General features: G+C 73.3%; 28 protein-coding genes and 1 pseudogene. 14 read left to right on the top strand and 15 right to left on the bottom strand.

The features are described from left to right. Positions 1-2 precede the first annotated feature (2 nt). The gene (locus ACQPZW_RS22685; protein WP_433796930.1) at positions 3-1,031 is read right to left on the bottom strand and encodes a sugar ABC transporter substrate-binding protein; all 1,029 of its coding nucleotides are present in this window, start codon (positions 1,029-1,031) and stop codon (positions 3-5) included. An 82-nt stretch (positions 1,032-1,113) separates the two neighbouring features. Between ACQPZW_RS22685 and ACQPZW_RS22690 the strand changes: the two genes are divergently transcribed. Next, entirely contained in the window at positions 1,114-3,063 is a 1,950-nt protein-coding gene (locus tag ACQPZW_RS22690) for a putative bifunctional diguanylate cyclase/phosphodiesterase (RefSeq protein ID WP_433796931.1), read from the top strand. A 94-nt stretch (positions 3,064-3,157) separates the two neighbouring features. Here ACQPZW_RS22690 and ACQPZW_RS22695 read toward each other — a convergent pair whose 3' ends face one another. The 5 genes from ACQPZW_RS22695 to ACQPZW_RS22715 form a co-directional block, all read right to left on the bottom strand. Beyond that, the gene (locus ACQPZW_RS22695) at positions 3,158-4,270 is read right to left on the bottom strand and encodes a sensor histidine kinase (RefSeq protein ID WP_433796932.1); all 1,113 of its coding nucleotides are present in this window, start codon (positions 4,268-4,270) and stop codon (positions 3,158-3,160) included. Beyond that, the gene (locus ACQPZW_RS22700; RefSeq protein WP_433796933.1) at positions 4,267-4,929 is read right to left on the bottom strand and encodes a response regulator transcription factor; all 663 of its coding nucleotides are present in this window, start codon (positions 4,927-4,929) and stop codon (positions 4,267-4,269) included. Before ACQPZW_RS22700 ends, ACQPZW_RS22695 begins: the two co-directional genes overlap by 4 nt. Before the next feature lie 91 nt (positions 4,930-5,020). Then, a complete protein-coding gene (locus ACQPZW_RS22705) occupies positions 5,021-5,743 on the bottom strand; it encodes an ABC transporter permease (protein WP_433796934.1) in 723 nt (240 codons plus the stop codon). Then, positions 5,740-7,230 carry an ABC transporter permease subunit gene (locus tag ACQPZW_RS22710; RefSeq protein WP_433796935.1) on the bottom strand — a complete coding sequence of 497 codons (1,491 nt, stop codon included), beginning with the start codon at positions 7,228-7,230 and terminating at the stop codon, positions 5,740-5,742. Before ACQPZW_RS22710 ends, ACQPZW_RS22705 begins: the two co-directional genes overlap by 4 nt. Then, positions 7,227-8,147, bottom strand: coding sequence for an ABC transporter ATP-binding protein (locus tag ACQPZW_RS22715; RefSeq protein WP_433796936.1), 921 nt, complete (start codon positions 8,145-8,147; stop codon positions 7,227-7,229). Before ACQPZW_RS22715 ends, ACQPZW_RS22710 begins: the two co-directional genes overlap by 4 nt. Before the next feature lie 257 nt (positions 8,148-8,404). Here ACQPZW_RS22715 and ACQPZW_RS22720 point away from each other — a divergent pair, with 257 nt between their 5' ends. From ACQPZW_RS22720 to ACQPZW_RS22740, 5 genes are all read left to right on the top strand, one after another. Beyond that, positions 8,405-9,025: a DUF4360 domain-containing protein gene (locus tag ACQPZW_RS22720; protein ID WP_433796937.1), complete on the top strand. Its 621-nt coding sequence runs from the start codon at positions 8,405-8,407 to the stop codon at positions 9,023-9,025. Between the two features lie 38 nt (positions 9,026-9,063). Continuing rightward, positions 9,064-9,234, top strand: a complete 171-nt coding sequence (locus ACQPZW_RS22725) for a hypothetical protein (protein WP_433796938.1) — start codon at positions 9,064-9,066, stop codon at positions 9,232-9,234. Continuing rightward, positions 9,231-9,638 (top strand): hypothetical protein, encoded by a 408-nt coding sequence (locus tag ACQPZW_RS22730; protein ID WP_433796939.1) that lies wholly within the window; start codon positions 9,231-9,233, stop codon positions 9,636-9,638. Before ACQPZW_RS22725 ends, ACQPZW_RS22730 begins: the two co-directional genes overlap by 4 nt. 244 nt (positions 9,639-9,882) lie before the next feature. Further along, complete coding sequence (locus ACQPZW_RS22735; protein ID WP_433796940.1) at positions 9,883-10,407, top strand: RNA polymerase sigma factor; 525 nt, start codon at positions 9,883-9,885, stop codon at positions 10,405-10,407. After that, on the top strand, positions 10,404-11,414 hold the full coding sequence (locus ACQPZW_RS22740) for a CU044_5270 family protein (protein ID WP_433796941.1): 1,011 nt from the start codon (positions 10,404-10,406) through the stop codon (positions 11,412-11,414). The genes ACQPZW_RS22735 and ACQPZW_RS22740 overlap by 4 nt, the downstream gene beginning before the upstream one ends. Positions 11,415-11,457: 43 nt before the next feature. Here ACQPZW_RS22740 and ACQPZW_RS22745 read toward each other — a convergent pair whose 3' ends face one another. Then, positions 11,458-12,198, bottom strand: a complete 741-nt coding sequence (locus ACQPZW_RS22745; RefSeq protein WP_433796942.1) for a hypothetical protein — start codon at positions 12,196-12,198, stop codon at positions 11,458-11,460. A gap of 97 nt (positions 12,199-12,295) precedes the next feature. Here ACQPZW_RS22745 and ACQPZW_RS22750 point away from each other — a divergent pair, with 97 nt between their 5' ends. Beyond that, entirely contained in the window at positions 12,296-12,727 is a 432-nt protein-coding gene (locus ACQPZW_RS22750; RefSeq protein WP_433796943.1) for an RpiB/LacA/LacB family sugar-phosphate isomerase, read from the top strand. On the opposite strand, the gene ACQPZW_RS22755 is transcribed toward ACQPZW_RS22750, so the two are convergent. From ACQPZW_RS22755 to ACQPZW_RS22765, 3 genes are all read right to left on the bottom strand, one after another. Continuing rightward, on the bottom strand, positions 12,717-13,154 hold the full coding sequence (locus ACQPZW_RS22755; RefSeq protein WP_433796944.1) for an ATP-binding protein: 438 nt from the start codon (positions 13,152-13,154) through the stop codon (positions 12,717-12,719). The two genes, ACQPZW_RS22750 and ACQPZW_RS22755, sit on opposite strands and share 11 nt — an antisense overlap. Before the next feature lie 80 nt (positions 13,155-13,234). Continuing rightward, positions 13,235-13,594 (bottom strand): STAS domain-containing protein, encoded by a 360-nt coding sequence (locus ACQPZW_RS22760; protein WP_433796945.1) that lies wholly within the window; start codon positions 13,592-13,594, stop codon positions 13,235-13,237. After that, positions 13,591-13,881: a hypothetical protein gene (locus ACQPZW_RS22765; RefSeq protein ID WP_433796946.1), complete on the bottom strand. Its 291-nt coding sequence runs from the start codon at positions 13,879-13,881 to the stop codon at positions 13,591-13,593. The genes ACQPZW_RS22760 and ACQPZW_RS22765 overlap by 4 nt, the downstream gene beginning before the upstream one ends. Positions 13,882-14,004: 123 nt before the next feature. Here ACQPZW_RS22765 and ACQPZW_RS22770 point away from each other — a divergent pair, with 123 nt between their 5' ends. The 4 genes from ACQPZW_RS22770 (at position 14,005) to ACQPZW_RS22785 (ending at position 16,953) form a co-directional block, all read left to right on the top strand. Continuing rightward, positions 14,005-14,691: a response regulator transcription factor gene (locus tag ACQPZW_RS22770; RefSeq protein WP_433796947.1), complete on the top strand. Its 687-nt coding sequence runs from the start codon at positions 14,005-14,007 to the stop codon at positions 14,689-14,691. Then, positions 14,688-16,031 (top strand): ATP-binding protein, encoded by a 1,344-nt coding sequence (locus ACQPZW_RS22775; protein WP_433796948.1) that lies wholly within the window; start codon positions 14,688-14,690, stop codon positions 16,029-16,031. Before ACQPZW_RS22770 ends, ACQPZW_RS22775 begins: the two co-directional genes overlap by 4 nt. Continuing rightward, positions 16,028-16,597: a GerMN domain-containing protein gene (locus ACQPZW_RS22780; RefSeq protein ID WP_433796949.1), complete on the top strand. Its 570-nt coding sequence runs from the start codon at positions 16,028-16,030 to the stop codon at positions 16,595-16,597. Before ACQPZW_RS22775 ends, ACQPZW_RS22780 begins: the two co-directional genes overlap by 4 nt. Positions 16,598-16,686: 89 nt before the next feature. Continuing rightward, a complete protein-coding gene (locus ACQPZW_RS22785; RefSeq protein ID WP_433796950.1) occupies positions 16,687-16,953 on the top strand; it encodes a DUF3040 domain-containing protein in 267 nt (88 codons plus the stop codon). Positions 16,954-17,237: 284 nt separating this feature from the next. Here ACQPZW_RS22785 and ACQPZW_RS22790 read toward each other — a convergent pair. From ACQPZW_RS22790 to ACQPZW_RS22800, 3 genes and pseudogenes are all read right to left on the bottom strand, one after another. Continuing rightward, positions 17,238-17,348: pseudogene (locus tag ACQPZW_RS22790) on the bottom strand (flavin reductase family protein); the annotation flags it as partial. Positions 17,349-17,512: 164 nt separating this feature from the next. Next, positions 17,513-18,022 (bottom strand): peptide deformylase, encoded by a 510-nt coding sequence (gene def / locus ACQPZW_RS22795; protein WP_433796951.1) that lies wholly within the window; start codon positions 18,020-18,022, stop codon positions 17,513-17,515. 22 nt (positions 18,023-18,044) lie between these two features. Then, entirely contained in the window at positions 18,045-18,188 is a 144-nt protein-coding gene (locus ACQPZW_RS22800) for a hypothetical protein (protein ID WP_433796952.1), read from the bottom strand. A gap of 357 nt (positions 18,189-18,545) precedes the next feature. On the opposite strand from ACQPZW_RS22800, the gene ACQPZW_RS22805 reads away from it, so the two are divergent. The 3 genes from ACQPZW_RS22805 to ACQPZW_RS22815 all read left to right on the top strand — a co-directional run bounded on the left by ACQPZW_RS22805 (position 18,546) and on the right by ACQPZW_RS22815 (position 20,997). After that, positions 18,546-19,733 (top strand): cytochrome P450, encoded by a 1,188-nt coding sequence (locus ACQPZW_RS22805; RefSeq protein WP_433796953.1) that lies wholly within the window; start codon positions 18,546-18,548, stop codon positions 19,731-19,733. A gap of 1 nt (position 19,734) precedes the next feature. Continuing rightward, complete coding sequence (locus ACQPZW_RS22810) at positions 19,735-20,298, top strand: HD domain-containing protein (protein ID WP_433796954.1); 564 nt, start codon at positions 19,735-19,737, stop codon at positions 20,296-20,298. Between the two features lie 258 nt (positions 20,299-20,556). Next, a complete protein-coding gene (locus ACQPZW_RS22815) occupies positions 20,557-20,997 on the top strand; it encodes a GNAT family N-acetyltransferase (protein WP_433796955.1) in 441 nt (146 codons plus the stop codon). A 292-nt stretch (positions 20,998-21,289) separates the two neighbouring features. Here the strand turns inward: ACQPZW_RS22815 and ACQPZW_RS22820 are convergent, their stop codons facing one another. After that, positions 21,290-22,795 carry an MFS transporter gene (locus ACQPZW_RS22820; RefSeq protein WP_433796956.1) on the bottom strand — a complete coding sequence of 502 codons (1,506 nt, stop codon included), beginning with the start codon at positions 22,793-22,795 and terminating at the stop codon, positions 21,290-21,292. A gap of 174 nt (positions 22,796-22,969) precedes the next feature. Next, positions 22,970-24,070, bottom strand: a complete 1,101-nt coding sequence (locus ACQPZW_RS22825) for a helix-turn-helix domain-containing protein (RefSeq protein WP_433796957.1) — start codon at positions 24,068-24,070, stop codon at positions 22,970-22,972. Positions 24,071-24,125 lie beyond the last annotated feature (55 nt).

The following is a 24,125-nucleotide window of genomic DNA, read 5'->3' on the forward strand; positions in this document are numbered from 1 at the left end:
GGTCAGCGCGCGTCGTCCAGTGGGCGCAGCCGGTCGTCGAGTTCGGCGAGGATCGCGTCGGCGCCCGGCGCGAACCACGCCTGCCGGGCCTCCGGTGTCCGCTGCCGGGCGAGGACCGCCGCAGCGTTGGACTCGTCCACCACGATCCCGGGCGCCGGCAGCCAGCCGGCCGGCAGCGGCGAGCCGTCCTTGGCACAGCGGGCCTGGATCGCGCCCGCCAGCAGACCCTGCAGGTACGGCTCGGTGGAGACCAGCGCCATCGCCCCCGCGGCGGTCAGCTCCAGGGCGTACGGGTCGGTGCCGAACCCGCCGTCCACCCGGGTCGTCCCGGCGTCACGCAGCAGCGCCAGATTGTGGGCGTCCTGACCGCCCACCCCGATGAACGCGAGCGCGCCCGGATTGGCCTCCTGCAGCGTCCGCCACGCCTGCATGTTCGCCGTCGGGGGCTGTTTGGTGTCGAACGGCCCCATCACGGTCACGTTCGGCCGCAACCTCTGCACGGCCGCACGCACGCCGGTGGCCCGGTCGTCGAGCACGGTGATACCCGGATGCGGCGAACCGATGATCACCACGCCCTCGGCGTCGGCCGGCAGACGATTCGCCACCGCCTCGCCCAGCCGGGTGCCCAGCGCCAGGTTGTCGTTGCCGATGTAGAGCGACACCCCGGAGCCCGGCGCCGGAACCGAGTGCAACGCGATCACCGGTGTGCCGGCCGCGGCCGCCCGGCTCAGTGAGTCGGCGAACAGCTCCGGAGCGAACGTGAACAGCGTGATCGACCCGCGCGAGCCGTTCAGGAAGCCCTGAATGGCGCGGAGCTCGCTCGCGTTGTCGACGATGTCCGGTCCGGTGACCACGTGGGTCATCCCGGGAACGCGCTGCACGCCCTGGACGAAGCCGGCCGTGAGCTCGGAGACGAAGTCGACCTGGCGCCCGGCCACCACCAGCGCGGGCGGGTCCGGCGTCCGCGGCGCCTCGGCGGTGCATGCGGTGAGCAGCGACGTCACCACGAGAGCGAAAGCTGCGACCCTCACCGGCTTCCCATCGGCAGCACCCACCCGCGGCTGAGCCCTCAATCACCCGGTGGCCCGGCCGATATGAACCGGGGAGGGTTCCATGCGGGATTGGTTACGGCGGCGTGCGGTCGCCCGTACCGCCGTGGTGGCTTTGACCGTGGGGTTGGGTCTGCTCGCCGGGATGGCGGTGGTCAGCAGCCGCTCCGCCGCGCGCGCGGCGGACATCGCGGCCGCCACCCAGCAGACCAGCCAGCAGTGGAACGAGATCTATCTCAAGATCAGCATCGAGTACGAGCTGCTCGAGGACTACCTCGACGCGCCCGACGAGAACGACCGGCAGCCGCTGCTCTCCTCGATCGGGTCGGCCGAGCCGAACCTGCGCTGGCTGCTCGCCAACGGCGGTGAACCGGACACCCGGCAGGCGATGGCGCTGCAGAACGCGTACGGCGGCTACACCTGGACGCTGCGGAACCTGATCGACGCGGCGTCGGCCGGCGACCGGTCCGGGACCCTGAAGTTCGCCAAGCAGGCCGCCCTGAGCGCCTCCGGGCTGCGCCGGCAGGCCTCGGTCAACGTGGCCCGTAACAACCTGAGCATCTCGGTCGTGCTGCGCGACGCCAAGCGTGACATCGCCCGCCAGCTGATCGCCGTCAAGGTCCTGTCGATCGCCGACCTGCTGCTGGTGATCCTGTGCGGGCTGGTGCTGCTGGCGTACCAGAAGCGCACCGAACGGCAGGCCGCCGACAACGACTACCGGGCCTCCCACGACGGCCTGACCGGGCTGGCCAACCGCCGCCTGCTCACCGATCGGGTCGCCCGGGCGATCACCGAGGCCGACCGCGGCGGACCGGGCGTGGGCCTGCTGCTGCTCGACCTCAACCGGTTCAAGGAGGTCAACGACACGCTCGGGCATCACTCCGGCGACCTGCTGCTGATGGAGGTGGCCCGTCGCCTGCGCGGCGCCACCCGCCCGGCCGACCTGGTGGCCCGGCTCGGCGGCGACGAGTTCGCGATCCTGCTCGCCGACGTCGAGGAGCTCGCCGACGCCGGCACGGTCGCCGAACGCCTGCTCACCGAGCTGTGCGGGCCGGCCGAGCTGGGAGGGCTCACCGTGGACATCAGCGGGAGCATCGGCTACTCGTACTACCCGTCGCCCAGCGGCTCGGCCGAGGAGCTGCTGCAGCACGCCGACGTCGCGATGTACCACGCCAAACGCAACCACCTGGGCGTCGCCGGGTACGAGGTGGAGAACGACGGCAACAGCTTCGAGCAGCTCACCCTGCTGGCCGACCTGCGCTGCGGCATCGACCGGGGCGAGCTGGAGCTGCACTACCAGCCCAAGATCAGCCTGCCGGACCGGGCGGTCGCCGGCATGGAGGCGCTGGTGCGCTGGCGTCACCCGATCCGCGGACTGCTCGGACCGCACGCGTTCGTGCCGGAGGCCGAGCAGAGCGACCTGATGCTGGCGCTCACCGACGCCGTCCTGGACCTGGCCCTGAGCGAGCAGCAGCGGTGGCGGTCGGCCGGCCGTGACGTGCCGGTCGCGGTGAACGTGGGCGCCGCCTGCCTGCGCGACAGCGGGTTCCCGGCGCGCGTGGAGGAGCTGATCCGCCGCCACGACGCGGACGCCGGCCGGCTCACCCTGGAGATCACCGAGTCGTTCCTGATCATCGACCCGTCGGCCGCCGCCGGGGCCCTGGCCCGGCTACGCGCCAAGGGAGTACGCATCTCCATCGACGACTTCGGCGTCGGCTACTCCTCGATGAGCTACCTGCAGTCGATGCCCCTGGACGAGTTGAAGATCGACCGCAAGTTCACCGCCGGCATCCTCACCACCGACCGGGGCCGGGCCATTGCCGGCGCGATCATCGACCTGGCCCACGCCCTCGACCTGACCGTGGTCGCCGAGGGCATCGAGGACGAGCAGACCCTGACGGCGGTCGGTGACATGGGGTGTGAGCAGGCGCAGGGCTACCTGATGTGCCGCCCGTTGCCGCCTGCCGAGATCCCCGCCTGGCTCGACGCCTGGACCGTCCCGGTCCTGTCCTGACACCCGGGCGCCCGACTCGGGTCGCGGGTCAGGGGAACACCACAGTCGGGTCACGGGAACACCACGGTCGGGTCCGGGGAACACCACGGTCGGGTCAGGGGAACACCACGGTGACGTCGAGGCCACCGGACGGGCGGGCGGTCGCCACCACCGTGGCCTGATGTGCGGCCGCTATCGCCCGGACGATGGCCAGGCCCAGCCCGTGGCCGTCGCCGTGCCCGGTCCGCTGCCGGTGCAGCTGCTGGAACGGCTCGAAGAGACGGTCGATCTCGGCGGGCGGCACGACCGGGCCCGAGTTGCGGACGACCAGACGGGCCGCGCCGCCGGCCGCTGAGGTCTCCACCTCGACGCGGCCACCGGGGACGTTGTGGCGCACCGCGTTGTCGACCAGATTGGCGATCAGGCTCCCCAGCAGGCGCGGATCGGCGGTCAGCGGGGCCGGAGCGAGGCTGACCTCGACGGTGAGCGGCTCAAGGACCGTACCGGGCTCAGCGGTGTGCGATGTCGCCGCCGGGGAACCGGGGACGCCGGGGGAGGGGCGGGCCCGCAGGGCTGCGCGGGTCAGGTCGGCGAGGTCGCACGGGCGCCGCGCCTCGACTCCCTGCTCACCGCTGGCCAGGGTGAACAGGGCCTCGAGCAGGTGCTCCTGGGCGGCGCCCAGCCGGAGCACCTCGTCACAGGCCTCCCGGAGCGAGGCGACGGTGACGTCGGGGTCGGCGAGGGCCACCTGGAGCAGGGCGCGCTCGGCGGTCAGCGGGGTCCGCAACTCGTGGGACGCGTTGGCGATGAACTGCCGCTGGGCCGCGAACGCCGTCTCCAAACGGTGGAACAGGCCGTCCAGAGTGGCGGCCAGCTCGGCGAACTCGTCCGGCCCGCCGATGTCGCCGAGCCGGCGGTGCAGGTCGCTGGCGGAGATGTCGCGGGCCGTCGCGGTGATGACCCGCACCGGACGCAGGAACCGGCCCGCGACCAGGCGGCCCAGGATCAGCGACACCAGCACGAGGACGGCCATCAGCACCGACCACGGGCCGAGCGGAAAGCCGGCGCCGGACGGGCCGGCCTGGGGTGGTGGCACACCGGTGCCGGCGGGCACCGACTCGCGGCCGGCCAGCAGCGAGACGGTCACCAGGACGGTGCCGGTGATGGTGAACGGGACGGCGTAGAGCAGGGTGAGCTGGGTGCGCAGGGCCAGCCGGCGGCGGGTCACGGCTCACCGATCCGGTAACCGCCCGCACGGACGGTGTGGACCACGGGCGGCTCGCCGAGTTTCGTCCGCAGGCGGCGGACCGTCGTCTTCACCGCGGTGGTGAACGGGTCGGCGGCCTCGTCCCACACCCGTTCCAGCAGCTCCTCTGCGGGCACCACCCGACCGCCGGCGGCCATCAGGCACTCCAGCACGGACAGCTCCTTGGGGCTGAGATCCAGACGGCGGCCGGCGCGGGCGGCGGTGCGCCGGCCCGTGTCGAGGGTCAGGTCGCCGCGCTGCAGGATCGGCGGGACCAGCACCGGCGGGCGGCGGGCCAGGGCGCGGACGCGGGCGACCAGCTCGTCGAAGTCGAACGGTTTCGGCAGATAGTCGTCGGCGCCCAGGCCCAGCCCGTCGACCCGGTCCCGGACGGTGCCGGCCGCGGTGAGCATCAGCACCCGGCACCCCTGGTGGCCGGCGACGATCCGGCGGCACACGTCGTCGCCGTGGGTGCCCGGCAGATCCCGGTCGAGGACCACCACGTCATAGCGGTTGACGGCGAGGCGCTCCAGGGCGCTGTCACCGTCACCGACGACGTCGGTGGCCATCCCCGCACGGCGCAGGCCGACGCCGATCGTCCGGGCCAGGATCGCGAAATCCTCCACCACCAGCACTCTCATACCACCCATCGTGTCAGCCACCCGGTGACAGCCCGGTGTCAGAAGACCACCGGCGCCGCCCGGCGACGGGCCGCCGCCCGCCCCATGACGATCAGGCGTCACGCACCCGCAACAGCACGCCACCGGCGAGCAGCGCCCCGCACGCCCACAGCGCCAGCACACCCAGTCCGTGCCACGGCGCGATGGCCCGGGTCGCCAGATCCTGGGTGGCCTGGACGGCCAGCCCCGCGCTCATCGGCGCGATCTGCTTCAGGTCCTCCCGGACGTCCGCGTCGGGCACCGTCTGCGCGACGATCGTGAACACGTAGAGCAGAGCGAGCACGACACCGATGGCCGTAGCCGTGTCGCGGACGATCACCGTCACCCCCACGGTGAGCAAGGAGATCAACATCAGATAGAGCACCGAGCCGTACGCCGCCCGCAGCACCGCCGCGTCCCCGAGCGCCAGCGCCGGCCGTATCCACCGCCCGGCCAGCATGCTCCCGGTCACCGCCACGGCTCCCGAGACGGCCACCACCCCGGCGACGACGACGGCTTCGGCGCCCAACACCGTGATCCGTCGCGGCACCGCCGCCAACGTCGTGTGGATCATCCCGGTGCGGTACTCGCCGCCGACCACGAGCGCCGCGACCACCGCCGCGACCGCCTGGCTGAGCTGCACCCCGGTGAGGCTGCGCTCGGCCAGATCCCCGGTCGTCACCGAGGCGAGGGTCGCCGCCCCACCACCGACGGTCAGCGCCACGATCGCCGCCAGGAGCCAGAGGCCTCCGGGAGCGGTACGGAACTTCGTCCACTCCGCACGCAGGGCGTTCACGCGTCCCGCCTCCGCAGCAGCACGACCGCACCGGTGAGGGCCGCGCCCGTCCACAGGCACAGCACCCCGAACCCGGCCCACCAGGGCAGCGGAAAGTATCCGGCGACCGGCGTGTACAGGTTCTCGACCTGGTGGAACTGCCTGGCGCTCTGCTGCACCGCGAACGCCGCCGCCGGGGTGACCCGCAGCAGCCACTGTCCCGCGCCCACCGGCAGCACGGTCAGCGCCAGCAGGTACGGCAGGACGATCAGCCCGACGACCGCGCTGATCGCCACGGCGCTGCGCCGCAGCATCGCCCCGATCGCGAGCGCCAGGACGGCCGCGACCGCGAGCAGCGCCGCCGTCCCGATGATCACCCGTGCCTCGGTGAGCGCGGTTGCGGGCAGCACGTACACCCCGTGGGCGGTCAGCAGCCGCCGGCCGACGGCGACCACCGTGGCCGCGCTGACCAGCCCCGCCACGAACGTCACCGCGCCGATGACCGCCGCCTTGGCCAGCAGCATCCGGCCCCGGCCCGGTCCGGCCGCGAGGGTCGTGCGGATCATGCCGCGCCGGTACTCGCCGGTCATGAACGCCGCCCCGACGACCACGACCAGCACCAACCCGGCGAACGTGCCGATCAGCGTCTGCGTGACGGACACGCCGAGCCCGGCCGCCCCGACCACGGCCGGCCCGATGTCGCCGGATCCGGTCAGCGTGAACCCGTCGCCGGTGCGCTGATGACCCCCGTCGCCGCCGACGCCCTCGCCGGTCCAGCCGGAGGCCCCGCCACTGATGTTGTCGAAGACGGCCCGCACCTCGGTCGGGCCGCTCGAGTCCCCGGCGCCGTTGGTCGCCGCCACGAACTGCGGTGACGTCGCGAACATGCCGATCTCCACGGTCGCCGGCATCCCGGCGGGACGCACCACGCCGACGGTGTCCCACCGCACGCCGTCCTCCGACGACGAGCCGGTGATCGTGTCGCCGGCCCGGGTCAGCCGCAGCCAGCGCGGCGACGACGCGCTGACCGCCCCCGGCCGCCCGGCCCGGTCGTGGACGAAGTCGTGCTGCAGGCGCACACCGTGGCCGCCGGTCACCATCACCGCCGCGTACGCCGACCCGCGTCGCGTACCGTCCTTGATGATCAGACCCGCCTTGGCCCAGGGGACCAGCCCCGGCCGCATGCCCGCGCCGCCACCCGGCCCGGCAGCGCGCCCGGCGCCGGCCCCGCCGGCCCCGCCGCCCTCGCCGGCCGGGATGTCGGGCACCAGGCCGGTCATCGACGTCACCCGGGCGGTGATCTCGCCGTCCCCGGTGAGTGACCGGTGCAGCAGGTAGAAGCTGTCGCGGACCTCCTCGCCCTCCGGCCCGACCGGCTGCCGGCAGGTCTCCTCGGTGCAGGTCCCGGACATCGGCGTCAGCCCGAGCCCGAGGATCACCCCACCCGCGACGATCATGGCGATGACGAACCCGCGGATCGTCCGGAACTTCGTCCACTCGGACCTCATCGCGTCGCCTCCGACGCCCGGTACTCGACGGCCTCGCGGGTCAGCTCCAGGTACGCGTCCTCCAGCGACGCCCGGTGTGCCGCCACCTCGGAGAACGGCACCGCCCCCGCGGTCAGCGCCGCGATCACCCGGTCCGGCTCCAGCCCGGACACCGTGACCGTGCCGGCCCCGGCCGTCGTGGCGCCACCCGCCGCGCGCAGCACGGCGACCGCCTCCGGCGCGTCCGTGCGCACCGTGACCCGGCCGCCCGACGCCGACCGCAGCAGGTCGGCCACCGCCATGTCGGCGATCACCCGCCCCCGGCCGGCGATCACCACCCGGCTCGCGCAGTCCTGCAACTCGCTCATCAGATGGCTGGACACCAGGACGGCCCGGCCCTGCCCGGCCATCGACCGCAGGAACCCGCGCATCCAGATGATGCCCTCCGGATCCATACCGTTGAACGGCTCGTCCAGCATCAGCGACGGCGGGTCGCCGAGCAGCGCCGCGGCGATCCCCAGCCGCTGCCGCATGCCGAGTGAGAAGCCGCCGGCCGCGCGCCGCGCCACCCGCCCCAATCCGGCCTGGTCGAGCACCTCGTCGACGCGGGCCGCGCCCAGACCCTGCGAGTGGGCGATCCACAGCAGGTGGTTGCGGGCGGTCCGGCTCGGCTGCAACGCCGCCGCGTCCAGCAGCGACCCGAGATGGCACAGCGGGCGTCGTAGGCTGCGGTACGGCCGCCCGTCGACCAGCGCGGTCCCCGCGTCCGGCCGGTCCAGCCCGAGGATCACCCGCATGGTGGTGGACTTGCCGGCCCCGTTCGGCCCGATGAACCCGGTGACCTGCCCGGCCGGGACGGCGAACGACATCCCGTCCAGCGCCTGCGTCGGCCCGAAGCGCTTGCGCACCCCGTCGACGACGATCGTCGCCTCATTCATGATCCGGTCCTCGATTCTCCGTGGAAATCACCTGCCGGGTCCGTTGTAGAGAACGGCCGGTGTCAGCCCGGTGTCGGCGAAGGCGTCACCGGGACCCCGCGGGGAGCCCCGCCATCCGATCCGGGACCCACGGGCCATCCCGGCATCCCCCGCACGGCCGAAATACGGCGGTGATCTCGATGGGCAATCGCGGCGAAACGTACGTTAAGGGAATGGGCCGAAACCGTGCACCCACCGCAAGCACCTGAGAGGTCGCCATGCTTCACGCCGTAGCCACCGGAACCGCGCTGCTCGTCTCCCTGACCGCGACCGCGGCCGTCCCGTCGTCCGCCGCCTCAGCGCCGCCGCCCGGCAAGGTCACCGTCGCGATCGTCTCCGCCAACCGATCGGGCTGCCCGGCCGGCACCGCCGACGTGACCGCCCCGGCCAAGGGCACGTCGTTCAAGGTCACCTACCGGGCGTTCACCGCCTCGGCCGGCGCCGGCGCCTCCCCGCTCGACTTCCGCAAGAACTGCCAGATCGCGCTCGCCGTCTCCGGCCGCAAGGGCTGGACCTGGGCGATCTCCCGGATCGCCAACAGCGGATCGGCCACCCTGCGCAGCGGCGCGTCCGGCACCCAGGTGACGTCCTTCTACTGGGCCGGCGACAGCCGCACCGGCCGGGTCGCGCAGTCGTTCACCGGCCCGGTCACCGGCCCGTGGCAGCGCAGCAGGAAGATCGCCGAGAAGGCACGCATCTACCAGCCGTGCGGCCAGAGACGCCACCTCAACGTCAACCTCGAGCTGCGGGTACGGTCCGGGTCCGCCTCCGGGCGCAGCGTGCTCACCCTCGACTCGACCACCGGCTCCACGTTCGGCCTCGTCTGGAAGAAGTGCTGAGCTGGTCATCGCGCAGGCCCACGCCGTACCCTGACGTCATGAGCAACCCCGACACCGACGGCCGGCCGCTCGTCGACGTGCTCGCCGAGAACGGGCGGCCCGTCACCACCGAGGGCCTCGACCGTGCCCGCCGCTCGCTCGCCGACGCCCGGGCCCGCCGTGACCCGAAGGCGCGGGCCGCGCTGCTCGCCCGCCTGCGCGCCGCGTGACCGATCGGCCCGGCCCACGTCCCGTCGCCCTGATCCTCGACACCAGCGCCATCACCGGTTTCGCCCGGGGCAGCATCGCCGTCGGCGAGCTGCTGGCCGAGATCGACATCGAGGGTGGCTGCTTTCTCGTCCCACTGCCCTGCCTGGTCGAGGCGGCCGCCCTGATCGCCGAGGAAGAGCTCGGCTGGCTCGACATCCTGCTCGGCCACGCGGCCGCCCAACTGGTCGTCGACGATCCCGACGACTGGCGGATGGTCGCCGGCGTGCACCGGATCGTCGGCAGCTATCCACACGCCCTGGCCGCCTGGCTGGCCCTGGAGTGCGGCGCCGACGTGATGACCCGCAACCCGCACGTCTACGCCGGCCTCGGCGGCGGCGGCATCACCCTGCACTTCGACGGCTGACCCGAGCGGCCCCGTCACCGCGGGCCCGTGCCTGCCGGCGCACCACATCCGCACCCACCGCATCCGGCCCGGCGGCCGCGTCCCGGCCGCGAGTGGGCAGCCCCGTCGCGGGGGACGGACGGGACGGCGTGCGCTGCGGTCGGGGAGGCGTGGCCGTACCCCCTCATGGTCCTGCCCTGGATTTTCTGCGAGTCCTCCGGTGAACATCCGCGCCGTGCCGGACACAGGCATGGTGGGAGGTCGAATGGCGAAGTCGGAGCAACGGTTCACGGTGCTGTACGAGCAGCACTACGACGCCGTCGAACGTTATGTGCGCCGCCGCATCGACGACGCCGCGGTGCGTGACGTCGTCGCCGAGGTGTTCCTCGTCGCCTGGCGGCGGCTGCCGGAGGTTCCGGCCGACGCGCTGCCCTGGCTGTACGGGACGGCGCGCCGAGTGCTGGCCAACGAGGTCCGGGGCGCCGGCCGCCGCGCGGCGCTGACCGTGCGGGCTGCCGATCACGGTGAGCTCTGGGCTGGTGACCACGCCGACGAGGTGGCCGGCCGGGTCAGCCTCGCGTCGGCCCTCTCCGGCCTGTCCGAGTCCGACGCCGAGGCGTTGCGCCTGGTCGCGTGGGAGTGCCTGACCCTGCGTCAGGCGGCGAGAGCGGCCGGCTGCTCCCTGCCCGCGTTCGCGATGCGGCTGCACCGGGCCCGTGCCCGGCTGCGGCAGGCGCTGTCACCCGCCGGCCCGACCCGCGTGACCACCCTGAGAGGAGAGCCATCGTGAGCCCATCCCCGACCCGCGAGGTCCGCCGCCTGCTCGGCCCGGCCGACCCCACCGACGGCCGCCCGCTGACCGCCCCGCACGACCGGCGGGCCGACCTCGACCGTATCCTCGCCACCTCACCGCCCCGGCCGGCGAGGCCCGTCGCCCGCCGTCTCGTGGCCGCGGCCGCCTCCCTGGCGCTGCTCGGGGTCGCCGGCCTCCAGTTCGCTCCACAGCCACGGCCCGCGTTCGCCGCCACTCCGGCGTTGTTGCAGTTCAGTGGGGGTGACGGTGCGGCTTCCGAGCTGCTCGTCACCATCGCCGACCGAGCGGCCGGGGCGCCCGCCGCGGCCCGCACCGGCGACCACGAGCATCTGGTCGTCGAGTCATGGGGGCTCTGGACCTCCGTCGACGGCGAACGTGTCGCGTCCGCTGTCATCCCGTCGCGCGCCGAGTCGTGGCGCGGACCCGACGACTCCGGGCGGCGTGACACCCGATTCGAGGACGCGCAGTTCACGTCCCCCGCGAGCGAGTGGCTGTGGCGGGCGCAGAACCTGTTCGGCGACGGCCTCGACGCCACCTCCGAGGACTATCCGGCCGGGCGGTTCCCGGCGATGTGGGCCGGTCAGCCCCCGGCCGGTGACCTCGACGACTGGCTGCACATCGCCCACCCGCGGGAGAACGGCCCCGTCGAGACCATCGTGGCGGTCACCGATCTGGTCCGGGAGCGGCTCCTGACCCCGGCGACCCGGGCCGCGGCCCTGCGGGTCGTCGCGCGACTGCCCGGCCTCACCCACGACGGGACGGTCACCGACCGCGCCGGGCGTACCGGCGCCGCGTTCTCGGTGACCAGCGCCGAGAGTGGCCTGCCGACCCGGCACACCCTGATCGTCGACCCGGGGACCGGTGTCCTGCTCGGCTACGAGCAGATGCTGACCACCGACGCGGGGCGACTCGACGTCCGGGTGCCCGCCGTGATCGGCTACGAGACCTACCTGACCGCCGACTGGACCACCCTGCCGCGATAGCGGGTCGCCGGCCGCAGCCGTACGTCGGCTCCGGTGGGTGCTCCTACGGCGCCTGACCGGACCGTACCCGGGCGACGGCCTCGCCGGTGATCTCGGCCAGATCGATGCCGGGCTGCTCGGACGTCCCCATCAGCACCACGACCACACTGCGGGTCCCGACGGCGGCGACCGCGATGCTGAGGTACGACCAGCTGTCGAAGTAGTACTCGGACACCCCCTCCGAGGCGCTGTTCGACTTGGTGCCGACGTCGACCCGGAAGGCGGCCGACCGGTCACCGATCGTGGGCACGGTGATCGGCGACATGCTGATCCGGCTGCGGGGCGTGTCGATCTCCGGGCACTGCCGCGGCATCGCGGCTGCCGCGTCCACGAGCGCACCGGCCACCCCGGCGCCCCGGTCGGCCACCACCTCGGCCATCGTCTCGTCGTCCTCGCTGCCGTCGCCCTCCCGCAGGAAGGTGGCGCTGACCGAGCGCTCCCAGGTGAAGCTGCTGTAGGACAGCTCCGCCGGCAGCCGGCAGGGCGCACCCTTCCCGATCACCTCGAACAGATCCGTCCGGTACGGGTTCTCGTCCGCCGGGACGGCCCGGTATCCGGCCGGCAGATCCGCCGTGGTCAGCAGCAGGCCTGCCATTCCCGGCGGGCCCGCGGTCACCGGAACGCCGGGGGCCGCGGTCGCGGGAACGGCCGGCGCCGCGGTCGCGGTAACGGCGGGCGCCGCAGCCGCGGGTACGGCCGGCGCCGCCAGAGCGCAGACGGCGACGAGTCCGACAGCGAGCCGCATGGGTTTCTCCCGAGGGTGAGACGACCGGGCCAACGTAGAACGGCGCCGGCGGGCCGCGGGCCGGATCCGCCCAGGTTCAGGCCCTAAGGTGGGCGGGATGCGGATCGCGTTCGCCTGTGACGACCAGAACGAGACGACCCGGGCGGTGGCCGGCGCGCTGATCGAGGACGGACACGACGTGATCCGCCCGGACGGATCACCGGCCTGGCCCGACCTGGGCCGGTTCGTCGGGGATGCGGTCGTCGACGGCCGTGCCGACTACGGCGTGGTGATGTGCTGGACCGGCACCGGGACGGCGATCGCGGCGAACAAGGTTCCGGGCGTCCGCGCGGCACTCGCCTGGGATCCGTGGATAGCCCGTGGCGCCCGCCTTTGGAACGACGCGAACGTGCTGGCCATGAGCTTGAAGCGGCTGGCGCCGGACGTGGCGGTCGAGGTGCTGCGCGCGTTCCTGGACACCGCCGAGCCGGATCCCGGCGAGGCCGCCGCCATCGCCGCGATCGAACCGCCCGGCGACCCTAGCCGCTGAGCGGCTCGTCCCGGGCGCTGCCGGACGGGACGGGCGGACCGTCGACGTCGGGATAGAGCCGCAGCTCGGCCCGGACCCGTTTGCCGCCCTCGTGCTCCTCGACGTGCCAGCGGAGGGTCAGCGCCTCGACCAGGACCAGCCCGCGCCCGCCCCGGCCGTCGGGCTCCCGGCGGCGTGGCGCGGCCGACGACCCGTCGGCGACCGACACGACGACCTGCGGACCGTACGCCTCGAGGCCGATCTGGACCGACCCGGCGCCGTGCTGCACCGCGTTGGTGACCAGCTCGCTGACGACCACCGACGCGCCGGCCGCCCAGTCGTCCTCGACGTAGCCCCAGACGGCGAGAACCGCGAGCACGGCCTTACGGCACGTCCGCGGGGAGTCCACACCGATCGGAACGTCGAACTGCGCAGTCAGAGTCGTCATCAGGCACCCGCTCACCCCGGAGCGCTCGCCCCGCGCCACACATTAGCCGGTGACCGGACGACCCGAAACAGCCCCGGGCGTCACGCGGACGCGGCCGACCGCTCCGGCATGGCCAGCGCGGCCTGCAGATCCGCGAAGATCGGGAACACCCCGTCCAGTCGCATGGTGTGCAGAACCGTGAGCACGAACCGTGACGGCGCCACCAGGCACAGCGTCGCGCCGTGCTGCCGGGCCGCCCGGTGTGCGCGCACCAGCAGCCCCAGCCCGGCCGGGTCGATGGTCGCCGCGTCCCGCATGTCGATCACCAGGTCCCGGCCGGACTCGGCCGCCTCGAGGAGGGCCGGCCGCAGCCGGTCGGCCAGCCGCTGATCGAGATCGGCCGGCAGCATCACCACCCTGGCCCCGGCGACATCCCGGACCTGACCACTGGACCCGCTCATCGCGTCTCCCCGGGCGAGGTCACCGGGCCCGGACGGTCGGCCGTCAGCGCCACGAGCGTGACCCCGGCCGCCGCGAACAGCACCTGCAGGACGAGCTCCACCAGGGTCGGGCCGGGACCACCGGCCGTCGCCATCCGGACCGCCACCGTGGCCAGCAACGCGGCGGCCACCCCGGCCGCCGGCGGCAGCCACCACGGCGCGGTACGGCACCGGACGGCCACCATCCGCCCGGCGGCACCGAGGAAGGCGCCGACGGTCACCGCCGCGATCAGACTCAGCCCGGTCATCGTGGACCCCTTCCGGCTCGACGACCGCCAGAATGCACGCCCCGATCTGCGGAACCTTCCCGCCACCATGACAGTTCCATGACAAACGGGCCGATCGCCGATACACGCGACAGGATTGACGGCATGAGCGCGGTGCTGCTGATCGAGGACGACGACCGGATCCGACTGTCCCTGGCGATGGCCTTGGAGGACGAGGGCTACACCGCCCACGCGGTGGCCACCGCCGAGGAGGGGCTGACGGCGCAACGCCGGCACCGGGCCGACACCGTCCTCATCGACCTGATGCTGCCCGGGATGGACGGCTACGAGTGCATCCGGCGGATGCGCCGCGACGACGACGTGCCGATCGTGGTGGTCAGCGCCCATGACGACACCCACGACATCGTGGCGGCGCTGGAGGCCGGCGCCGACGACTACGTCGTCAAACCGGTCAAGGTCAAGGAGTTGGCGGCCCGCCTGCGGGCCCTGCGGCGCCGCGGCCGCACGGGCGACCGGCCGTCGGTCCCGGAGACGACGGTGCTGACCTTCGGAGATCTGGAGGTACGCCCGGAGGCCGGCGAGATCCGGCTGGGCGGCGAGCCGGTGGCCGTGACCCGCACCGAGTTCCGCCTGCTGTGCGAGCTGGCCGACCACCCCGGCCTGGTGCTCTCCCGCCAGCAGCTGCTGCAGCGCGTGTGGGGCCACGAGTTCGGCGACGAGCGGGTGGTGGACGTGCACGTCGGCCGGCTGCGGCAGAAGATCGAGCAGGAGACCGGCAGCCCGCGGTACCTGGTGACGGTCCGCGGCCTGGGCTACAAGCTGCAGCCGTGAGACCGATCGGCCTGCGGGCCAGGGTCAGCGCCGCCTTCGCCCTGGGCGCGCTCATCCTGTCCGCCTGCATCAGCCTGGTGTCGTACGAGTCGGTCCGCAGCACCCTGTTCGCCGAGCGGGAGCGCACCGCCGTACGGGCCACCTACTACGACGCGTCCGTGGTCGACGCCGGGCTCGCCGGACCCGCCCCGGACGTGCTGGAGGTGCTCGGGGCGCTGGACACCGGCACCGACCGGTTCGTGCTGCTGCACCTCGACGGCCGCTGGCACTCCCGCAGCGCCGACCGGGCCGTCGACACGGCCGTACCGCCGGGGCTGCAGGAGTTGACCGCCTCCGGTGAGGCCGGCGCGCAGCGCATCCGCCGCGACGGCCGGCCCGCTCTGATCGTCGGCGTGCCGCTCGCCGGCTCAGCGGTCTTCTACGAGATCATCTCGCTGGGCGAGCTGGAGCGCACCCTGCAGACCCTGGCCCTGGTCCTCACCGCCGTCGCCATCATGGTCGCGGCGGCCGGCGCGGCCGTCGGCTGGTATGTCACCAGGCACGCACTGCGTCCGATGACCGCCGTGGCCGAGGCCGCCCGTGGTATCGCCGGCGGCGACCTGACCACCCGCCTGGACCCGTCGACCGAGCCCGATCTCGCCCCGCTGACCGCCGCCTTCAACGACATGGCCGACCAGCTGACCCGCCGTCGGGAACGCGACCGCCGATTCGCCGCCGACGTCAGCCACGAGCTGCGGTCCCCGCTGCAGACCCTGGAGGCCGCCGCCAGCGTCCTCGACAAGCGCCGCGACCGGCTCGACGAGCGGTCCGGCGCCGCGATCACCCTGGTCACCGCCGAGATCACCCGCTTCCAGGCGCTCGTCGACGACCTGCTCGAACTGGCCCGCACCGACCGTCCCGCCCACCGTGAGGAGGTCGACGTCCCGGCCCTGGCCCAGCGGGTCTGCCGCTCCCGTGACCTGCCCGCCGGCCTGGTCGAGACGGTGCCCGGCACCCCGGCGACCTGGTCGGTCGACCGGCGCCGGATCGAGCAGGCGCTGGGCAACCTGATCGACAACGCGGTCCGCTACGGCGGCGGGCCGGTCGCGGTCCGGGTCGGCCCCGGCTATTTGGAGGTCGACGACGCCGGGCCGGGCGTGGCCGAGAAGGACCGGGCCACCGTCTTCGACCGGTTCGTCCGGGGCCCGGCCGCCCACGCCCGCGGCGACAGCGACGGCACCGGCCTCGGCCTGGCCATCGTCGCCGGGCACGCGGCCGCGCACGGCGGCGGCGCCGAGGTCGGCGAACGGCCCGGCGGGGGAGCGCGATTCCGCATCACCCTGCCGGGATCATCCACATGACCGGCGTACGCGGCCCGGCCGTCACCCTGAGCGCTCTGCTCCTGCTGAGCGCGTGCGGTGTGCCGGCCCAGGACGAGCCGCATCCGGTCGTCCTGCCCCGTCAGCCACTGAACGCGACCGCCTCGGCGGCCACCGCCGAACCGGCCGGGGAGGTCGCGCAGGTGCTCTGCCTGACCCGCGACGAGCGCCTCGTCGAGACGGTGCGCCGATCCGGGGTGCCGCTGCGGCCACAACGCCAGCTCGACCTGCTGGTCACCGGTCCGACCCCGGCCGAGCAGGCACAGGGCCTGTCCACGGCGCTGGCCGCGACCGCGCTGACGGTGACCGTTCCGGCGGGCGGCGCCACGGCGGCCGTCGAGATCGGGGCCCCCGAGGAGGGTGCCGGCCGGGTCGTCGAGGCGCTCGCGTACGGCCAGATCGTCTGCACCCTGACGGCCCGCACCGACATCGCCGCCGTCACGTTCCTCCGCAACGGGCAGCCGTTGCAGGTGCCCGACGGTGACGGCGCCGTCACCGGGGGTCCGCTGACAGCCGCCGACTACCGCTCCCTGATCGACCCACCGTGAAAACCATTCGCCACGGGCCGTGCGGGTGGTTGCCGAAACGGGGTATGCATGGAGGGGCAAGGTCCACGTAACGATGGGCGGTGACGACGTTGTCCACCAGAGACACACGCCGACAGTTCGAGGAGATCGTCGGAAAGCTGGCGGCGGAGGACCCGTCCCTCGCCCGCCCGGTCCGGATGATCCCGAAACGAGTGCTGCTGTCCATCGTCGCGATTGCCGGCGCCCTCGTCTGGGCCGGGCTCTCGGTGCTGATGGTGGTCTGGGGCGCCGTCGGCGTGGTCATCACCTGCCTGACCGTGGCCGCCGCCGTCGGCCTGGGCATCCACCGTCAGCGCCGGCTCTCGTCGAACAGATGACACCGGCCCGTGTGGCCGCCCTCGCATCGGCGGCCGCTGCGGGGTCACCCTGTCCGGACGACCGTCACCGCTGCGGTCCCGGCCGGAGACGACCGGGTGACGGCGCCCGAACCGGTACGCCGTCACCCGATACGCGATCAAGGCCTCCTCACGACCTCGAAACGGCAGTATTCCGTACCGCTGTGGCGGTCTCGTCCCCGTCGTGTGACATCGGTGTGACAGTTCGGCGGAGATCGTGTGGCATCCGCCACCCCTCGGCCAGCCGCGACGTGTGCACCGGCTCACCACGCCGACGACATCGGCGCCAGGTTGGTCGAACCGTCGGGATTACGCGAGCTGATCAGCACGACGGGCGTACCGAAATAGAGGACCTTGAGCCCGGAGACGATGTGCATGCGCTCCAGCATGTCCGCGCGCCGGCCCGTTCTCTGGCGGAGATCGGACCTGACGATCACCCCCGGCCCCGGTGAGGAGTGCCCGTGACAGGCGCCGGGGCCCCGGGCGGCGGTTCAGCGGCGCCGCCGTCCGGCTGTCCCCGGCCGACGAGTGCGCCGCCGTGTCAGGACAGGGGCTCGAGGCCGGCCTCGCTCAGCAGGCCGTCGCGCTGGGTCTCGGGCAGCAGGTCGACGTAGAGGGTGCCGTTGAGATGGTCGGTCTCGTGCTGCAGGCAGCGGGCGAAGTAACCGGTCCCGGTGACCGTGACCGGTTCGCCGTCACGATCCACGCCGGCGACCGTGGCGACCGACGCCCGTGACACCGACGCCCGCGGGCCCGGCACCGACAGGCAGCCCTCGGTGCCGTCGTCGAGCTCGTCGGACAGTGCCGTGATCACCGGGTTGACCACGTAGCCCTTGCGGCGCACGTCGTCGGCGTCCGGGCAGTCGTAGACGAAGATCTGCGCGTCGACGCCGATCTGGTTGGCGGCCAGCCCGACACCGGAGGCGGCGTACATGGAGGCGAACATGTCCTCGATCAGGTCGGCCAGTGCCTGGTCGAAGACGGTGACATCGGCACAACGGCGGTGCAGAACCGGCGTGCCGTAGTAGGTGATCGGTCGAGGGTCAGCCATCGCCGCACCCTACCGTCGCCGATCACGCCACCCGGAACCGGTGGGCGGCTCCGGCCGCCGCCGAGGCGGTGACCTCGCAGACCGGGCGGGACACCGCCAACTGTCCGAGCACGCTCGGCTCGTCCGCGCCCAGGGGATACATGCCGCGGGAATGGTCGGCACGCATTCGGGATCGTCGTTGAGCAGTATTGCCACTCGATCGCTGGAGCGTATTACCAGCCGACTCGGCAGGCCGCCGGATCCGCTGTACGCGATGGACTTCAGCGCACTAAAAGAGCCTTTCCCCTTTCCGCCGAGAAATGTCGATCCCCGGTCAGGGAGGGAGAGAGCGCGCAGTTGATGCGCGAACGAGCCCGTGAGACACAGCGATCCTCGTCCGCTGCCGCCATATCAGTGATCGGGTGCTTACAAGCCCGAGATGTTAGCGACGCTAAACCCTGTATGCAGGCATTATCCGTTGACCGCGGTAAATGATCTCGGAGTCCCGGACAGGTCGCCGGACGGTGTGTGGTTGAGTTGCGGGATGGACTTCGACACCGCGCTGGGATCACTGTTCTCGCCGGAGGGGCGGCGGAATCCGTACCCGGCCTATGACGTCCTCCGCGAGCACGCGCCGATCTTCGCCGCGCTGGACGGGCGCTGGTTCGTCACCACACACGCGCTGACCAGCCGGCTGCTGCGCGACCCGAGCGTGCGCGTCTCCGACGCCGCCGTCTACGACAGCTTCTGGCCGGACTGGCGCGCCAACCGGGGCGTCGCATCGATCGTCCAGTCGATGCTGATGACCAACCCGCCCGACCACACCCGGCTGCGCCGCGCGGCCGCCGCCACCTTCACCGCACGCCGGGTCGCCGCCATGCGCGACATGATCACCGCGCAGGCCACCGACCTGATCAAGGCGATGCCGGAGCGGGCCGACTTCGTCAGCGCGTTCGCCTACCCGCTGCCGATCGCGGTGATCTGCGCCCTGCTCGGCGTCCCCGACACCGACCGCAACTGGTTCCGCGAGCAGGCCGCCGACCTCACTGTCGTCCTCGAGCCGATCAGCACCGAGGAGGAGATGGCGAAGGCCGACGCGGCCGGGCGCGAGCTGGAGGACTACTTCATCGGCCTGATCGCCGAACGGCAGAAGCACCCGGCCGAGGACCTGACCAGCGCCCTCGCCGCCGGCAACTCCGGGCTCACCGGCCAGGAACTGCTCGCCAACCTGGTCCTGATGCTGGTCGCCGGCTTCGAGACCACCACCAACCTGCTCGGCACCGGGCTCAAGCTGCTGCTGGACCAGCCCGAACAGGCCGACCGGCTGCGCGCCGCACCCGAGTTGGCGCCCGCCTTCGTCGAGGAGACGCTGCGCTGGGACTCGCCCGTGCAGATGGCCGCCCGCTACACCTCCGAGCCGCTCGACCTCGGTGAAGGCCGCTACCTCGCACCCGGCGCCGACATCAACCTGCTGCTCGGCTCGGCCAACCACGACCCCGAGCGCTACCCCGACCCCCACCGTTTCGACCCGGACCGGCCCAACATCCAGCCCGTCTCGTTCGGCGGCGGCGCGCACTACTGCCTCGGCGCGCCACTGGCCCGCTTGGAAGCGCAGGTGGCGTTCCCGCTGCTGCTGACCATGCTGCCCCGGCTCGCCCTCGCCGGTGAGGCCAGGCTGCGTGACCGCCTGGTGCTCCGCGGCTACGCCGAGCTGCCGGTCACCACGGGCTGACATGCACACCGCCGATTTCCTGTACGAGGTGGGCGCGCTGAAACGAACCGCGCGCACCGGATGGGCGCTCGCCCGCATTCCCGGCCGCGAGTCGGTGGCGGATCACTCGTTCCGTACCGCCGTCATCGCCATGACGCTCGCCGCGATGGCCGGCGCCGACCCCGACCGGGCCGCCGCCCTGGCCCTGCTGCACGACCTGCCGGAGGCCCGTCTCGGCGACATGCACCACCTGACCCGCCGCTACCTGGACGAGCCCAAACCGTTCCGCCGGGTGATCGACGACCAGACCGCGGCCCTGCCCGCCCCCGTTCGCGACATGATCCGCTCCCGGGCCGCCCAGTGGCTGTCCCAGGACACCGAGGAGGCCCGCCTGGCCCGCGACGCCGACATCCTGGACTCTGTGCTGCACGTCCGCGAAAGCCTCTCCGACCGCCCTGCACTGCGCGAACGCTGGGAGGACTACCTCGCCGAGTCGGTGACGACCGAGGCGGGCCGCACCCTGCTCGCCGAGATCCGGACCACCGACCCGGACGCCTGGTGGCCCCGCACGGTGGCGGAAGGCTAGGACATTCCCGATCGACGTCTGAGGTTCGGCCTCGGGGTTGCTCGGTCGAGGTTGCCCGGTGGGGTTTGCTCGGTGGGGGCTGCTCGGTCGGGGTTGCTCGGTCGGGCGAGTGGCGGTGGACGTGTCGGCCGGGCGGGTGGCGGTGGGCCGGGTGGCAGTGGGTTGGGCGGGAAGTAGCGGTAGGCCGGGCGGAGAGGGATCGCCCGGGTGCCCGGCACCGTAGGCCCGCCGGTGATCTCCGGAGCTTAAGGTCGTGGGATGCACATCCGGCCGATCCACCACGGTGACGCGGCGCGCCTCGCCGTCCTGCTCGATCAGCTCGGCTTCCCGTCGGCCGAGCGGGAGGTTCGCCAGCGCCTCGACTACTGGCTCGGCGACCGGGCGGGCGCGCTGCTCGGGGCCGACGACGACGGCAGCCTGGTCGGCATGGCGGCTCTGCACATCACCCCGTTGTTGGAGGTGACCGGCAAGTTCGGGCGGCTGGCGGCGCTGGTCGTCGACGAGGCGGTCCGGGGCCGCGGTGTCGGCCGCATGCTGATCCACGCCACGGAGCAGCGGGCCCGAGCGGCGGGGTGCCTGTTCGTGGAGGTCAACAGCAGCAACCACCGGGAGTCGGCGCACCTGTTCTACGAGAGCCTCGGGTTCACCGACAGCCGCGAGACGTCGCGCCGTTTCGTCCTGCCGCTTCAGGGCTCCTGACCGTCCCGGTCCCTCGTGCGGCGCCGAGAGTGGGGCGCCAAGAGTCTGGTATCAGGTAGAGCGGCGCCAGGAGCACGGTTGCGGGGAGCACGGTTCCCGGGTGCGCGGCGCCAGGAGCGCGGTTGCGGGGAGCGCGGTTGCCGGATGTGCGGCGCCGGGAGCGCGTCGTCAGGGAGCGGGTTGTGGGACCCGCGGTCGCGACCAAGGCCGGCGAGCCGGGTCAGGCAGCGCGGTTCCCGGGTGCGCGGCGCCGAGAGTGCGGTTGCCAGGGGCGCGGCGCCATGAAGCCGGGTCAGGGAGCGGGATCGCTCGGCTGGGGTCGGCCGGTGGTGTGGCGGTCCTCGGCCGGGTGGACCGGCGGGCTGCACGGGTCGCAGAACGTCGTGACCGGTGTGTGCGCGGCCAGACGGTTCGGGATCAGGAACCAGGCCAGCACCCCGCCGACGAGCATCAGGGCCGCGCATATCGTCATCGCGTTGCGGTAGACCGGGGCCAGCGTGGCCGGGTCGGTGAGGCTGCCCGTACCCAAGCCGGCTGCCAGGGGGAGCACCGCGACGGCCAGCAGGCTCGCGGCCCGGGCCACCGCGTTGTTCACGCCGGAGGCGATTCCGGCGTAGGCGTCGTCGAGCGCGCCGAGAGCGGTCGCGGTCAGCGGAGCCACCAGCAGGCACAGCCCGAGCCCGAAAAGGATCACCGGCGGCAGTACGTCAGCCGTGTAGGAGGCGTTCGCGCCGACCCGGGACAGCCAGGCCAGGGCCGCCGCGCAGACCAGCGGACCGGCCGCCATCGGGATCCGCGGGCCGATTCGCTGGCCGAGAGCGCCCGCGCGGGCCGAGAGCAGGAGCATCAGCACGGTCACCGGGAGCAGCGCGATCCCGCTGGCCAGCGGCGAGAAGCCGGCGACCACCTGGAGGTTGACCACGACCAGCAGGAACACCCCGCCGTTGGCCGCGTAGACCAGGAGGGTCACCAGGTTGGCGCCGGAGAACGCCCGGGACCGGAAGATCCCCAACGGCAGCATGGGGTACGGGGAACGCCGCTCGACCAGCAGGAACGCGATCATCCCGGCCACGCCGAGCGCCAGCGCCGCCATGACGGCCGGGTGGCCGGGCCCGTGCTCCGGCCACGCGGTGAAGCCGTAGGTGAGCCCGCCCAGGCCGGCCGCTCCGGTGAGCAGCCCGGCGATGTCCAGTGAGCGGGCCGCCGACGGGTTGCGCGACTCCGGCACATGCCGCCCGGCCACCCACAGCACGACCGCGGCCACCGGCACGTTGATCAGGAAGATGAGCCGCCAGCTGCCGCTCTCCACCAGCCATCCGCCGAGGAAGGGGCCGAGTGCCCCGCCGATGCCGGCGAGTCCCGACCAGGCGCCGATCGCCTTCGGGCGGTCCCCGGGCGTGAACGATGCCTCGAGGATGGCCAGCGCGCCGGGGGTGAGAAGCGCTCCGCCGACGCCCTGGAGGATCCGGGCGGCGATCAGCAGCTCGACGCTCGGCGCGAGCCCGCACAGCAGGGAGGCGACGGCGAACCAGGTGACGCCGCCGAGGAACATCCGCCGCCGGCCGAACCGGTCGCTGAGCGAGCCGCCGAGCAGCACCAGCGAGGCGAGGCTGAGGGCGTAGCCGTTGACCGTCCACTGCAGGCCCGCGCTGTCGGCGCCGAGGTCCCGCCCGATCTCGGACAGCGCGATGTTGACGACGGTCGCGTCGATGAACGCGAGGCTGGAGCCGAGGACGGTGGCGAGCAGCACCCACCGACCGGCCGCCGACCGGTACTCCAGGCGCCCGGGAAGAGTCACCCGGAGAGCCTTGCACACGACCGCTCGGGCAGGGCGTACCGGCCGGTCAACCGACCCGGCGTGGGCCGACACGGGCGGTGCTGAGGAACAAGGCCGGGAAGACCTACGACAGGTGCACCTGGAAGCAGAGGTCCGGGCGTACCCGCGTCGCTTGTTGATCTTTTGAAAGGCCGGTCAGGTCGCCTCGCGCAGCCAGGTGCGGCACAGCCACCAGGCGTCGACGGCGCCGGACGTGCCGGCCGGGTCGATGCCGGTGACCTCGGCGAAGCGTCGGACCCGGTTGCGGACCGTGTTCGGGTGGACGAAGATCCGCCCGCCGGCGATCGTGACGTCCCGGTCGCTGTCCAGCCAGGCCAGTACGGCGTGGGCGACCGGCTCGGCGTTGGGGCCGAGGCTCGCCCACGCCTGCCGGTGCCGGTCGAGCAGCGCCGCCGCCAGATCGGCGCGGCCGGCGAGCGCCGTCTGCCAGGCCACGTCGGCGATGTGCACCACCCCGGTCCGCCCGGTCGTCTCCGCGGTGGCCAGCGCGGCCAGGGCGAGCCGCTGCACCGGCGCCATCTCGTCCGGTGCGGCGGGCCCGGCCAGACCAGCTGTCGCGTGCCGCACCGACGGCGCCCGGGACAGCACCCCGACGAACAGGCCGTCGATCACCGCGCACACCACCGGCGGTTGGTCGCGCAGCGCCCGCTCGTCGAAGCCGGGGCGCGCCACCAGCACCCACAGCCCGTCGGCGACCGGCAGGCCCGCCTCGGCGACCGCCAGCGCCGCCGCCGACCCGCCCTGCAGCAGCCGCCGCAGGATGGCCGCGTCCCGCCCGACCGGGCGTGGATCGGCGAGCGCCTTGGTGGCCCGGTGCGCGGAGATCAGCCGGCCGCGGACGGCGTCGGCCCAGTCGTCGTAGAGCTCGCGGGCGTCCAGCAGCCTCTCGGCGCTGACCCCTTCGGCCCGGCCCATCTCGCGTGCCCGCGCCCAGACGGCCCGCTCGGCGACGTGGATGGCGCCGAGAACCGCCTCGATCGGCACGCCCTGCCGGGCCCGGGTCACGCCCAGCTCCTCCACGAACGACAGCTCGGCCTCGGTCGGGCCGCGCCGGTCGGCCAGCGCCCGGGTCGCGGCGGTCAGCAGGGCGCGGGTGTGCCCGGCGATGTCCGACGGCGGCAGCACCGCCACCTCGCGCACGGTGGCGCGGACCCCGGAGATCACCGACGGCAGCAGATCGTCGGCGCCCATCACCCGCTCGATCAGGTCGACCATCCCGGCCCAGCCGTCGTTCATGCCGTCATGCTGCCGTGCCGTTGTGGCGGCCCACAACCGTGACGGCAAACGGCGT

The sequence above is a fragment of the Actinoplanes sp. CA-252034 genome (genome assembly GCF_050956125.1).
In the GTDB taxonomy this organism is placed as follows: domain Bacteria; phylum Actinomycetota; class Actinomycetes; order Mycobacteriales; family Micromonosporaceae; genus Actinoplanes.

Bases quoted from the DNA above. Each gene is read 5' to 3' on its own strand.
- ACQPZW_RS22690 (WP_433796931.1), top strand. From the start codon at position 1,114: ATGCGGGATTGGTTACGGCGGCGTGCGGTCGCCCGTACCGCCGTGGTG.
- ACQPZW_RS22700 (WP_433796933.1), bottom strand. From the start codon at position 4,929: ATGAGAGTGCTGGTGGTGGAGGATTTCGCGATCCTGGCCCGGACGATC.
- ACQPZW_RS22710 (WP_433796935.1), bottom strand. From the start codon at position 7,230: ATGAGGTCCGAGTGGACGAAGTTCCGGACGATCCGCGGGTTCGTCATC.
- ACQPZW_RS22715 (WP_433796936.1), bottom strand. From the start codon at position 8,147: ATGAATGAGGCGACGATCGTCGTCGACGGGGTGCGCAAGCGCTTCGGG.
- ACQPZW_RS22720 (WP_433796937.1), top strand. From the start codon at position 8,405: ATGCTTCACGCCGTAGCCACCGGAACCGCGCTGCTCGTCTCCCTGACC.
- ACQPZW_RS22725 (WP_433796938.1), top strand. From the start codon at position 9,064: ATGAGCAACCCCGACACCGACGGCCGGCCGCTCGTCGACGTGCTCGCC.
- ACQPZW_RS22735 (WP_433796940.1), top strand. From the start codon at position 9,883: ATGGCGAAGTCGGAGCAACGGTTCACGGTGCTGTACGAGCAGCACTAC.
- ACQPZW_RS22745 (WP_433796942.1), bottom strand. From the start codon at position 12,198: ATGCGGCTCGCTGTCGGACTCGTCGCCGTCTGCGCTCTGGCGGCGCCG.
- ACQPZW_RS22750 (WP_433796943.1), top strand. From the start codon at position 12,296: ATGCGGATCGCGTTCGCCTGTGACGACCAGAACGAGACGACCCGGGCG.
- ACQPZW_RS22755 (WP_433796944.1), bottom strand. From the start codon at position 13,154: ATGACGACTCTGACTGCGCAGTTCGACGTTCCGATCGGTGTGGACTCC.
- ACQPZW_RS22760 (WP_433796945.1), bottom strand. From the start codon at position 13,594: ATGAGCGGGTCCAGTGGTCAGGTCCGGGATGTCGCCGGGGCCAGGGTG.
- ACQPZW_RS22765 (WP_433796946.1), bottom strand. From the start codon at position 13,881: ATGACCGGGCTGAGTCTGATCGCGGCGGTGACCGTCGGCGCCTTCCTC.
- ACQPZW_RS22770 (WP_433796947.1), top strand. From the start codon at position 14,005: ATGAGCGCGGTGCTGCTGATCGAGGACGACGACCGGATCCGACTGTCC.
- ACQPZW_RS22780 (WP_433796949.1), top strand. From the start codon at position 16,028: ATGACCGGCGTACGCGGCCCGGCCGTCACCCTGAGCGCTCTGCTCCTG.
- def (WP_433796951.1), bottom strand. From the start codon at position 18,022: ATGGCTGACCCTCGACCGATCACCTACTACGGCACGCCGGTTCTGCAC.
- ACQPZW_RS22800 (WP_433796952.1), bottom strand. From the start codon at position 18,188: ATGCGTGCCGACCATTCCCGCGGCATGTATCCCCTGGGCGCGGACGAG.
- ACQPZW_RS22805 (WP_433796953.1), top strand. From the start codon at position 18,546: ATGGACTTCGACACCGCGCTGGGATCACTGTTCTCGCCGGAGGGGCGG.
- ACQPZW_RS22810 (WP_433796954.1), top strand. From the start codon at position 19,735: ATGCACACCGCCGATTTCCTGTACGAGGTGGGCGCGCTGAAACGAACC.
- ACQPZW_RS22815 (WP_433796955.1), top strand. From the start codon at position 20,557: ATGCACATCCGGCCGATCCACCACGGTGACGCGGCGCGCCTCGCCGTC.
- ACQPZW_RS22825 (WP_433796957.1), bottom strand. From the start codon at position 24,070: ATGAACGACGGCTGGGCCGGGATGGTCGACCTGATCGAGCGGGTGATG.